The 12,780-nt window shown below is 41.5% G+C and carries 6 protein-coding genes and 1 pseudogene; 2 read left to right on the top strand and 5 right to left on the bottom strand.

Features of this window, described 5'->3' with window-relative positions; translation table 11 throughout:
- Positions 1-122 precede the first annotated feature (122 nt).
- The 4 genes and pseudogenes from HT699_RS06355 to HT699_RS06340 all read right to left on the bottom strand — a co-directional run bounded on the left by HT699_RS06355 (position 123) and on the right by HT699_RS06340 (position 3,933).
- On the bottom strand, positions 123-2,177 hold the full coding sequence (locus HT699_RS06355; protein ID WP_000421629.1) for a sodium:proton antiporter: 2,055 nt from the start codon (positions 2,175-2,177) through the stop codon (positions 123-125).
- 11 nt (positions 2,178-2,188) lie between these two features.
- Positions 2,189-2,443 carry a hypothetical protein gene (locus HT699_RS06350; protein ID WP_000361073.1) on the bottom strand — a complete coding sequence of 85 codons (255 nt, stop codon included), beginning with the start codon at positions 2,441-2,443 and terminating at the stop codon, positions 2,189-2,191.
- Positions 2,436-2,993, bottom strand: a complete 558-nt coding sequence (locus tag HT699_RS06345) for a class I SAM-dependent methyltransferase (protein ID WP_000828435.1) — start codon at positions 2,991-2,993, stop codon at positions 2,436-2,438. The genes HT699_RS06350 and HT699_RS06345 overlap by 8 nt, the downstream gene beginning before the upstream one ends.
- Positions 2,977-3,933, bottom strand: a pseudogene (locus HT699_RS06340) (TIGR01212 family radical SAM protein). The gene HT699_RS06345 and the pseudogene HT699_RS06340 overlap by 17 nt, the downstream one beginning before the upstream one ends.
- 92 nt (positions 3,934-4,025) lie before the next feature.
- Between HT699_RS06340 and HT699_RS06335 the strand changes: the two are divergent.
- Positions 4,026-4,385 carry a DUF3397 domain-containing protein gene (locus tag HT699_RS06335; RefSeq protein ID WP_000525408.1) on the top strand — a complete coding sequence of 120 codons (360 nt, stop codon included), beginning with the start codon at positions 4,026-4,028 and terminating at the stop codon, positions 4,383-4,385.
- A gap of 211 nt (positions 4,386-4,596) precedes the next feature.
- Entirely contained in the window at positions 4,597-5,595 is a 999-nt protein-coding gene (locus tag HT699_RS06330) for a transposase (protein WP_172934183.1), read from the top strand.
- Positions 5,596-5,842: 247 nt separating this feature from the next.
- Here HT699_RS06330 and bgaA read toward each other — a convergent pair whose 3' ends face one another.
- On the bottom strand, positions 5,843-12,544 hold the full coding sequence (gene bgaA, locus HT699_RS06325; RefSeq protein ID WP_172934182.1) for an LPXTG-anchored adhesin/beta-galactosidase BgaA: 6,702 nt from the start codon (positions 12,542-12,544) through the stop codon (positions 5,843-5,845).
- Positions 12,545-12,780 lie beyond the last annotated feature (236 nt).

Below are 12,780 nucleotides of genomic sequence, written 5' to 3'. Positions count from 1 at the left end.
AAGCTAGCCGCAGGCTGCTCAAAGCCCTGCTTTGAGGTTGTAGATGAAACTGACGAAGTCAGTCACATATATAATCCAAGGCGACGCTGACGTGGTTTGAAGAGATTTTCGAAGAGTATTAACTAATTTCTTCTTACCAATTCCACCATATCATACGGCAGGGTATTGGCAGCTTCCTTCAAGGAATAGTTCTCTAAGTTATTGACATTTTGTCGTAACTTCTTGGCATACTTGGTCGTAATCAATCGTTTTTCTTCGTATTCGAAAATCAACTTGCGCTCCAGATAATAGCCCCTCAGCATTTCATCGATATTGTTAGGCTTAACGCGATTGATAACCCGTTCGACAAAGGCACCACTGCTGATAATAGCTGTTTCTCGAAGACGAGACTCCTGCATAAAACTAATCAAAGAGCGTCTATAGACTCCCTTCAGGTTTTCCAAACTTTCAATAATCATCTCTGTATTGGCAAGATAGAGCTCTGCAATTTGGTCATAATCAAGAGCACGGAGACGGCTTTGCTCCTTGTCCTTCCAGCTACGGAAAGTCCTCCCGAGAGTAAAAACTTCATGAAGGAGAAAACGTAAAATCCGCAAAGAAACAAGGAAATAATAGGTCAATCGTGACGCAAACTTACGATTGATTCCTCGTTCTATATTTTTCAGATAACGTTGGTAAACTCGGTAAGCACGATTGCTAATGTTCCCCTCTTCATAGGCCTGTTCCAATCCATCACTTTCAATACTAAGAATCAAGAGTTTCAAAGCAGCCCAGTCTTCTTGATCATCCTGGTTTTCTTGGCTTAAAATGAGATTTTCAATACGTCCATGGTAATTGTCAATAGCCGCATAGAGGGGAAGTTTATTTCTGGTGTCTTCCAACTCTTTTTCCAACTCCAGCGTTACTTCATTCAAAATGGCGATATGCATGAGATAGTCCTTGCTTTCTTCCTGTTCATCCGAAAGATGAGGCAGGATCAAGAGACCTGTTAAAAAGCTTACAAGCGTCACACCTGCGACAAGGAAAAGTAAGAGAGGATACTCCTGTTCTAAATTACTTGGTATCAAGAGAATCGTAGCAATCGACACCGTTCCCTTGACACCTGAGAAGGTCAAGAGAAGCATGTCCTTCATATACTTATTTAGCTTTTTCTTGAGACGTCTAGTCCTATAGGCAAAATAGCCATAGATCATGACAAAACGAATAGCAAAGAGGACAAAGGTAAGGGTGACAAGAGATGCCAGCAAGAGCAAGGGATTATAGATTGGATTGGTCAAGATAGGCTCTGCTATCATTTCCAACTCCATTCCTAAAATCACAAAGACAGAACCGTTGAGCATAAAATTCACTGTATGCCAAACTGTCTCGGTCACCGTATCCACTTGGGCTTCGAGGAGCGTGATTTTCTTGAAGCGACTCGCCTTTAAAATCCCAGCAACTACGACGGCAATAATCCCTGAAACGTGGACTTCTTCTGCCAGGAAGAAGGTTACCAAGGGTAAACTCAATTCCAGAAGGAGCTCACTAGCAATATCCGTTGCTCGCACACTTAGCAAGAAGCTATGCAGGAAACGATTAGTCATGGCTGTTAAAAAGCCAATTAAAAAACCGCCTAGGATTGAAAAGATAAGCGAACTGCTAGCTTGCCCCAGAGAAAAAGCTCCAGTTGTCCAAGCTGTCAAAGCTACCTGAAAAGCCACCAAACCAGAAGCATCATTCAAGAGTCCTTCGCCCTTAAGGATATTGGACACGCGCTTAGGAAAGCTAAAACGCTCCGAAAGAGAGGCAAAGGCCACCAAGTCCGTAGGACCAAGGGCTGCCCCAACAGCCAAGCAAGCTGCCAAGGGAAGGCTGAACCAAAGAAGATGGGCCAAGCCACCCAAACTCAGGGTCGAGATAAAAATCACTGGAAATATGAGATAAACAATGATTCGCCAGTGTTTTAAAATAGCCGTAACATCTGCTTCTTCAGCCTCTCGGAAAAGCAAGGGTCCGATAACCAGTGCCAAAAACAACTCCGTATTAAGGTGAAAGTCAGTATTGGGTAAAAAGAGACCAATCACAATTCCCAAAAGAATCTGCACCAAAGGGAGAGGCAAAAAGGGCAGGAGCTTATTGGTTGTACTTGAGACAATCAAAACCAGTAAAAATAGGATGAGGTAAATCAGTAATTCCACGCACGTCCTCCTTAATCTTTTTTACAACAGGATTCAAATATCTCCTTCTGCTCTTTGATTTTTTGGTCAATCTTGGAACAGTCTTTGTGCTCAATTTTTCTCTGGCACCGTTCCATTTCAAGAGCAACTAATTTTTTCTTGATTTTAAGCATTTTTTTGCTCATATGCGCTTGGTCTAGCACGCCCACCGCTCGTTCGTGGTGGGTTGATTCAACAAAATTCTGGCGCATGGCATCCAGCTTTTCGTGTAGGTATTGTTTATCCATGTCTGTATCTCTCTAATTTTTCAATCATCACTAAAAACGGCGGGTTGTTGACTTGGTTTAAAGTTCGGTAAATGGCAGCTGTGTACTCTTGTTGGTTCAACTGGATTACAAAATCCAAGACAGCATCTCTCTCGAGGTCGCCTCCTTCATGACCATAGTAAATCATAATAGCAATTCGTCCACCTTTGACAAGTAAGCCACATAGCTTTTCTAATGCCTCAATCGTTGTCTGCGGTCGGGTGATGACAGACTTATCAGCTGACGGCAAATAGCCCAAATTAAAAATCCCTGCCTTAGCTTTTGTCACAAACTGGTCCAGTGTCTCATGGCCTTGCAAGATTAACTGGGCATTTGTCAAGCCAGCCTGATGCAAACGCTCTTGGGTCTTTTCCAAGGCTTGCTTCTGAATATCAAAGGCATAGACTTGCTTGGCTAGCTTGGCTAAAAAAAGCGTGTCATGACCATTTCCCATAGTCGCATCCACTACGACATCCTCTTTTGTCACGACCTCAGCCAAAAAATCATGTGCCATCTCAAGTGGTCTTTTCATTTTCAAACTCCTGTTTTACAGCCTTGCATCCTTGAACACTTCCACGACGTCGCATCTCCATCTCAATGCTGTTGAGAGCTTCCCATTTATTGAGGCTCCACATAAGCCCAATCAGCATATCCCTAGGTGCATCTCCTGTGATTCGATGGATGACGATATGTTTGGGAATGATTTCCAGTTGGTCACAGATGACCCTGACATATTCGTCCTGACTCATCAATTGTAAACGTCCCTCATGGTAATCTCCTTGCATACGAGTATTTGTCATAAGATGGAGCAAATGCAGTTTAATCCCTTGAATATCGTTATTCGTGACACAACGGCGGACATTTTCAACCATCATCTCATGGGTTTCACCAGGCAAACCATTAATCAAATGGGAAACAATCTCAATCTTGGGATACTTTCTCAAACGCTTGACCGTTTCCACCTACAATTCATAAGAATACGCACGGTTAATCAGGTCAGAAGTTGCTTCATAAGTAGTCTACAAGCCCAATTCAACCGTCACATGCATGCACTCCGATAACTCAGCCAAATATTCGATGGTTTCGTCTGGTAAACAGTCTGGGCGCATTCCAATATTGATTCCTACCACACCTGGCTCATTGATAGCCTGTTCATAACGCTCTCGAATAACTTCCACCTTTTCATGGGTGTTGGTAAAATTTTGAAAATAAACCAGATACTTCTGAACATCCGGCCACTTACGGTGCATAAAGTCAATTTCCTTATAAAATTGCTCACGGATAGGCGCATCTGGGGCTACAATAGTATCTCCAGAACCTGAAACCGTACAAAAAGTACAGCCTCCATGAGCCACAGTTCCATCACGATTGGGACAGTCAAATCCCGCATCAATAGGGACTTTAAAAGTCTTTTCTCCAAAGAGTTTTCGATAATAATCATTCAAGGTATTATAAGATTTTATAACTTTCATTATAACAAAAATCACCCACAATCTCAAAAGCCTGACTTTCCTATAAATTCCTCTGTTTCTCGTTTCCATTAGCCTTTTTTTTATGATACAATATGGGTATGATTTTAATGAAATTAGCATCTATTTTATTATTGATACTGACCTTAGTCGTCTGCATTATCCTAACCAAACTTTTTAGATTAAAAAAACTAGGACGAAACTTTGCGGATTTGGCTTTTCCGGTCTTGGTATTTGAATATTACCTGATTACAGCTAAAACCTTTACCCATAATTTCCTCCCTAGACTGGGGCTAGCCCTCTCAATCCTAGCCATTATTCTCGTCTTTTTCTTCCTTTTGAAAAAACGCAGCTTTTACTATCCTAAATTCATCAAATTCTTCTGGCGTGCAGGATTCTTATTAACCCTTATCATGTATATAGAAATGATTGTTGAATTGTTCTTAATGAAATAGTCGAATCCCTAAGCATTTTCTAGGGATTTTTGCTTTCTCTACAAAATAGTATAGACAATAACACTATACAATTTTATACAAAGAAAAGAGTCTGGGACAATAGTCTCTTATCTCCAAAAAAAGCAACGGATTTGCCGTTGCTTTTTTTGCATGGTTACGATAGTCTTGGTAAAATAGAATTGCCCAATAAACCATTTATAAAGGCTATCCCATGCATATTCACTATAACACAAATCAAACAACTTTACCACTAGAAATCAGTTCCTTCTTACCACAAGACCATCTCGTCTTTACTATTGAAAAAGTGGTGAATACCTTGGAGGAACATCACTTCTACGCCTTCTATCATGCCTTTGGTCGCCCGTCTTATCACCCTAAAATGCTTGTATCTACTCTTCTATTTGCCTATTCACAAGGGATTTTCTCTGGTCGAAAAATTGAAAAAATGATGATTGAAAATCTGGCTATGCAATACCTAACAGGGCAGTTGGTTGTCAGCTATCGCACCATCAATCGTTTTCGAGTCGCTGAAGGGATGGAAGACCTTATTCGTGATCTTTTCATCGACCTCAATCTTCGTTTAAAAATGGAAGAGTTAGTGACCTTAGATTGTCTGTTTATTGACGGAACTAAGATTGAAGCCAATGCCAACAAGTATAGTTTTGTGTGGAAGAAAACGACAGAGAAATTCTCCGCCAAACTTCAAGAACAGATACAGGTCTATTTTCAAGAAGAAATCACTCCCCTTCTGATTAAATATGCCATGTTTGACAAGGAACAAAAGAGAGGGTATAAACAGTCAGCTAGAAACTTAGCGAATTGGCACTATGATAACAAGGAGGATAGCTACACACATCCTGATGGCTGGTGCTATCGTTTTCACCATATCAAACATCAGAAAACACAGACAGACTTTCAACAGGAAATCAAGGTTTACTACGCCGACGAACCTGAATCAGCCCCTCAAAAGGGACTGTATATGAACGAAGGCTATCAAAACTTGAAAGTTAAAGAATGTCAGGCGCTTTTATCTCCCCAAGGTAGACAGATTTTCGCTCAACGCAAGATTGATGTGGAACCTGTCTTTGGGCAGATAAAGGCTTGTTTGGGTTACAAGATATGTAATCTGAGAGGGATGCGTCAAGTGAGAATTGACATGGGATTGGTACTTATGGCCAATAACCTCCTAAAACATAGTGAAATGAAATAAGAACAGGACAAATCGATAAGGACAGTCAAATTGATTTCTAACAATGTTTTAGAAGTAGAAGTGTACTATTCTAGTTTCAATCTACTATACAATAAGAGAACGACTCAAAATTAAAAAGCTAGAGTTCCGCAATTGGAAATATCTAGCTTTTTTGTGGTTGAGAACTATTTTGTCTCAGGCTCTTTATCTTCTATTTAGGACAAGAGTTTTTCTTTGGTCTTTAATGATAAAGAAGGTATCAAAATTTCTAGTCTTCTTTTTTACCTTTAGTAACTACTAATCCTGCACTCAAACCTAGAAGAACTAAACCTGCTGCTACTGCTGCTTGGCTTGCCGCACTACCTGTATTTGGTAACTGGGCTTTATTAGTTTGACTAGCTTCACTTGAATCAATTGGTTTTGTATCTGCTTTTTCTGACACTTGTGGTTTTTTAGCTTCTTGAGCTACTGGTTTGGTTCCAACCAAGATGATGCGGTCTGTCGGAGCTTCTACCACTTCACGGAGTTTTTCTTCCTTACTTCCATCAGGATTAATCGCTGTAAAGATACGTTCTTTACCAGTTTTTCCTTCTTGTTCTACACGAGTTTCACCTAGATACAGTGTTGAATCTTTTTTCTCAACTGTCTTGTATGCCAAATCTTTTTCAACAAATTCGAGTTTTGGAAAATCTTCTTGTACAGCAGCAACTGTCTTCTCAGAAACTGGTTTTTCCTTAGTCAACTGGATACGGTATTCCTTGACTTGTTTTCCACTTTCTGAAACGAGGCGAACAAGTACTGGAAGACTATCTTCTCCACTATCTACCACAGTCGAAGCTACTTGATTGTTTTCTTCAACTGAGACTTTTGGCCGTTGACCTTTATAGGTGATTTGGTAGTCTTGACGATCTTCAGCGAAATCAGCAAGTTCTTTTCCATCTACAAGAATCTTCGATTGAGTGCTTTCTTGAGGCAATTCGCTTGGTGCAAGGAAGGTCAGCTCAATCATCGCAACACCGCTCTTATCTGCTTTACGCTCCATACGCCATCTCATAGCTTTGGCTTTGATAGCTTTAAATGTTACGTTGATTTCATCACCAGCTGCAATGTCTTTATCCGCACGATAAGGCACAGCTTCCCAATTTTCTGGATTGTTAAATGGATGTCCAGATTCGTAGGCTTGGTAGTTTGAATAGTAGATAGGCACTTCAAAGTCTGGGCCGACATAACGTTCCAAAACAAGTTTAGATGGTGCATCTGTACCACTATCTACAAAGAACTGAACTTTTCCTTGTGCAACAGTCCGTTCTACAATCTTACCATTTTCACGGAAGATTACGCCTGCTGATACTTCTGGATTGGTAGACGGTCTTGCAGACCAGTTTGTCCAACGACGATTTTCTGAATGATCTCCGTCATTGAGATAATCCACACGGTCATGGGAGCTTCTATCAATATCGTTAGTGGCTGAAGCAAAGGCCTGGTTACTGTTTTCATCATACTCTGGGTTATCTGAAAGAGCTTCGCCTAGCTTGTCTGTCACTCGTACAGTGAACTCAGCAACAAGATCACTACCAAGAACATGGCCTCGAACGGTAAATTGACCTGCTTTTGTCAGATTTTCTGCTGGAACTTCTTCCCATTCAACTGACAAGTCTTTTGTTTCGTAGCCATCTTTACCTGTGAAGTAAACTGGAACCTTAGTCGGCAATTCAAGTGCTTGACCTACTTGTACCAAGCGAGCTTGTTTAACCGCAGCAACTGGTTTATGAGAAAGTAAGTTCTTATCCTTAGTGAAGTGCAGACGGTATTCTCCTAAGATGTCGCCATTTTCAGCTTTCGCGATGACACGAACTGGCTCACCTTCACGAACGCTTGGAACGACGGTAGCGAGACCATTGTTGCTAACACTTGCTGTGACTGCCGGAACTTTTCCATCTACAGACTCAAGGTAGTAGTCTGTCAAATCAGGGTTGAAGTTTGCTAAGTCTTTGCCGTCAACTTGGATTCTTGTTTGTCCTTGTTTGGCTGCCGCAACTTGTTTCGCAAAGATTTGTACCTCTGTGATAGACGTTCCACGCTTGTTATCTGCTTTAACCATGCGAATACGAATAGCATAGGTTTCAACTTTATCAAAGCTAAAGTGGTTCATTTCTCCAGCCTTGAGTTGAGCAGGGGCTTTTAGATTAGTAACTGGTTTCCAGTTGGCAGAATCATTAAAGACATGGTCCTCATTACCAACAAAACTAGGGTTTTTAGGAGCTGTTGGGACAGTCTTACCAACATAATACTCAATCACATAAGACTTCGGTGCACCAACTCCATGGTCTTCGTGGAATCCGACACTTAGATTATCAACGGAGCGTTTGCTCAAGATACCTGAATCTCCAAACAGAACACCGACTGAAGCTTCTGGATTACTACGATTCCAGTTTGTCCAACGATTGGCTGGTTGGTTATTGTAGGAAATGAGCTTGTCATTAACATTTGAAACTGGGTCGCTTGGATTTGAATCTGAAGCAAAGGCAAGTGGCAATTCTGAACCGGTCCATTGGTCAGAAATGTTTGCACCTTGCTCAGTTTGAGCAGATACGCGAACATGAAGTTTAGTTGTTAATCGCGTACCTTCTAAGCGACCATTAACTGTAAAGACACCTTCCTTAGCGTATTGCTCTGGACGAATCGCATCCCATGCAACCTTAGCTGATGAAACGTGACCATTTGAATCATATGTCCGAACGCTTTCTGGTAATTGTGGTGCTTCTGCGATTGGAGTTGTCACACTGACTTCTTCAACTGAAACGATACCTTCTACAGAGACTCTTGCACGCGCTTCAAGGTCAATTCCTTCAACTTTACCTAGTACTTCAAAGGTTTGATAGGAGTCTAGTTTTTCTTTCGGAATAGCTTGCCAAGTGACTTTGTGAGCTTTAGGGAAACCTTTGTCATACTCAACCGTTACTGTTGACGGAAGAGTAGGTTCTTGGTGTAAATCTGTCACTACATTTACTGGACGGATAGATTGCGCAATCTTCTTCTCAGTATTGGCCTGGATAGTGAGATCAACTTGGCCTTTAGCTCCCTCATATTCCGATTTGAGAGTGACTGCTCCTGGCTTATGTAACTCAAGCATTCCTTTACGAATTGCGACTTCCCCTTCACCACTTGTAGAGAAGGTTACTTTATCAGCTGGTAATACAGCTTGCGTTCCATCTTGATAGTGAGCTCGAACCGACAATTTGACAGTTTGGTCTTCTTTGAGACTGTCAGCTTTTTCCACTTGCAAGCTCAAGTGAGCAATTTTTGGTGCTTCTTCAAGGAATTGAATTGCATAGGTTTGAAGAGGGCCACCATCTTTAGGCTGAATAAAGATGCTCGCACGCATGCCGTTTGCTGCGCTTGCTTGAAGAACTGTCACATCAGCATTTTCAGCACTTGCTGTGACTTCTGGCAGTTGGGCACCATAAGATAGAGTACGATATTGCATTGGTTGTCGACTAGTAAGACCTGTTACTGCCTCACCTCCAACAGTAACAGTTGGCACTACAGGTGCTGCAGCATTTCCTTCTTCTACCACAAGGGTTGCATGAATTGGTTGACCTTCTAAATAACCGGTCGCTTGAATACGAGAACCTGGAATTGCTAACTTAACTTTATCTTCTTCGGCAATCTCCCACTTGTCCACTTCATACTCTTGTACACTTCCATCAGTCAAAACATAGGAAACAGATTTGTCTACAGAATTCAAGTTAGTATTTGGAGCAATACGTTTAACTGTTGGTAATTCTTTCGCAATTGCTAGAACCTCGACATGAGCCTCTACCTCACGTCCATTTGCTGTACCTTTAACAGTCACAACTCCTGCTTGACTAACATCGACTTGAGACCAAGTTACTGGAAGTTTTTCACGACTACCGTCGCTGTATACAAAACCTACTGTTTTCGGCATTTTTGGTTCTTTACCAATTAATGTACGAACTCTTGCTACTTCTGTCCCCAAAACAGTCTTCTCTTGTCCTTCTTTCTTACCAGTAAAGACGGTAACTTGGTCCGATTTCAAGAGATCTGAGTGGGCAGTCAGAGTGAATTTACCTGCTTGTTCAGTTGATTTAACGATGGCAACCCCTTTACCGTTAAAGGCTCTACGGATCCATGAACCATCTGCTTGCGCCTTATAGCGTTCTCGGCTGGCTTGTTCCCCATTATCGACACCGACTAGTTGACCTTGTCCATGCAATTGGAAACGAACCAAATTATTGGCAGTTGGTACAACATTTCCTTCACTGTCTACGATTTCGTAGTAGATGTAAGTCAAGTCTTTTCCATCTGCGGCGATGGCGTGTTCTTCCTTGACGAGGCGAACTCCTGCTGGTTGCCCTGCAGTGGTAATCTTGTCACGTGCAATTTCTTTTCCAGCTTCATCGCGAGCTACAGCTTCCAAGGTACCTGGTTGGTAAGCAACCTTCCACTCAAGATAGAGTTCCTTAGCATTCGCACCTTCTTGGTAGGTACGACCATCGCTGGTTTGTTTTTTGTTGAAGGTCTTAAGACCAAGAGATTTTCCATTCAAGAACAATTCTACACTAGAAGCATTCGAATAAGCACGAACTGGAATCTTACCTTCTGAGTCAGCTACTTTGGATGCTAATTCTTTGTTTTCCCAGTTCCAGTGAGGAAGAAGGTGTACCATCGGTTTCTTCTTAACAGAAACCCATTGGCTTTGGTAGAGATAGAAGTCATGTTTTGGAATGCCGGCTGTATCTACGATACCAAAGTAAGAGCTCTTAACAGGAGTTTGATTTTGGTTGTGCCATGGTGTAGGTTCACCAATATAGTCCGTACCTGTCCAGATAAACTGTCCAGCATAGCCAGCGTTGTCACGGTCAAAAGTCCATGAAGCGGTTGCTGTTTTCCCCCAACCCACACGATCATTCCCATAGTCAGACTGTTCATAATGACGCTCAGGTCCATTGCTATGTTTCAATTCACGTTCAGGGCGATAGTAACTTCCACGTGTACGGGTAGCTGAAGATGTTTCTGATCCATAAATCAACCATTTTGGATGCTTAGCTCTAAGGGCTTTGTAATTATCTTCAGAATAGTTAAATCCAACAGCATCGAGTTCATCAGCAATTTTCTCATGCCCTCCGCTACCATTACCGAAACGGAATTTATCTGCTCCCATGGTAACATAGCGAGTCTTATCAACATCCTTGATAACCTTGACCAAACGTTTAACAGTTGCTAAAGAGTGGGCATCACCATTAGCTTCACCTATTTCATTACCAATTGACCACATGAAGATAGCAGGGTTGTTTTTGCCTCTTTCGACCATGGTACGTAGGTCAAAATCAGACCATTTTTCACCTTTTCGAGCTTCTGGGTGAGTGGCATCTTTTTCAAAGAAACGTCCATAGTCATAAGGTTTCTTGCCACCATACCAAGTATCAAAGGCCTCTTCCTGAACGAGTAAACCTAGTTCTGCTGCGATTTGCAAGGTTTGCTCACTAGCAGGGTTGTGGGTTGTACGGATGGAGTTAACTCCCATCTCCTTCATTTGTTTGAGACGACGGTATTCTGCTTTATAGTTTTCTTCTGCTCCAAGCGCCCCATGGTCGTGGTGCAAGGATACTCCATGGAATTTAATACGTTCACCATTCAAAGAGAAACCTTCATTTGGAGTCCAGTGATAGTAACGGTAACCAAACAAATCCTTCTTAGCATCAACCAATTGACCGTCACGGTAAACACGCGTAATCAATTCGTACAAGGCAGGTTTGTCATTTAAAACGGTCCAGAGTTTTGGTCTTTCAACTTCTAAAATCGCATCTAGGCTTGTTGATTCATGTGCTTTTAAGGTACGACTCTCTGTACGTACTAGACCTGTCACAGCCTGACCACCACGTTCAACGATTTGATATTCTGCTACAAGTTCATGGTCTTTGTCGTCCGTATTGACGATTTTGCTGGTCACATGAGTTTCAACCTTGCCATGTTGTTGTTCTTCAAGTTTTGGTGTTAAAATAGTTGTCCCATTTTTCTCAACATGCACCTTATCTGTCACTTGTAAAGTCACATCACGATAAATACCACTTCCTGAATACCAACGGCTACTTGGCTGTTTGTTGACTGCATGGACAGCAATCACATTCTCACGACCATCTTTGTTCAAATAGTTAGTGATATCATATGAAAATTGGTTATAACCATTTGGATAATGCCCCACTAACTGACCATTGACATAAACTTGAGAATCCATGTAGACGCCATCAAAAGTAAGGCGAACATGTTTCTTGAGGTCTTTTTCATCTAGTTTGAAAGTCTTGCGATACCAAGCTTCCCCACCGTTAAGCTGTCCACCTTCATTTTGTGCAGGAGATTCATGATCGAAATCGTTAAAAATACTCCAGTCATACGGTAAATCCAATTTTTTCCACGTAGATACATCTGCATCCGGTTTAATGACTTCCTTAGAATTTGCATTGAGTTTAAAGTGCCAATTTTGATTAAAATCCACTTTCCTGTCTTCAATCATTTGATTCACTTCTTCATTTGTTACAGCTTTAGCATCTTCCCTAAGCGGTTTTTCTTGACTTGAAGCTTGTGATTCTATCCTTGGAGCTTTTTCTTCCGGTTTAGCAGACACTTTTTCCTCTTTTGGAGTTACGGCTTCATCTTCTTTCTTCTCAGATGCAATAGCCTCAGTTGAACTAGATTCACTTTGTTCTGTCCTTTCAACTACATTTTTAGTTTCCAAAGCTTTATCAGCCTTTTCTTCTACTATCGTTTTTTCCTCTTTAGGTTTCTCAGCAGTATGAGTAATAAGTGTTTCATCCGCATAAACTACAGATTCTCCAGCTATATTTCCTCCTAATAGAACTGCACAAGTCCCAATCATTACTGAGCAAGCTCCCACAGCAAACTTACGAATGCTATAAACTCTTTTCCGATTCCAATGGCCTTTCCCCATAAAACCCTCCTTATATTATATTTAGTGCAGTTAGCTACTGCCAAAGCCCAAGTGGTACACATTGTATGACAACCTAGTTTCAACAATTTACACTCTGTGAAAATCCAATTCAAACTTCGTCAGCGTCGCCTTGCCGTAGGTATGGTTACTGACTTCGTCAGTTTCATCTACAACCTCAAAACTGTGTTTTGAGCTGACTTCGTCAGTTTCATCTACAACCTCAAAACTGTGTTTTG

The organism is Streptococcus sp. 1055 (assembly GCF_013276815.1).
Classification (GTDB): Bacteria; Bacillota; Bacilli; order Lactobacillales; family Streptococcaceae; genus Streptococcus; species Streptococcus pseudopneumoniae.
The sequence above is the reverse complement of the archived record's forward strand: the minus strand, read 5'-3'. Positions and strand labels throughout refer to the sequence as shown.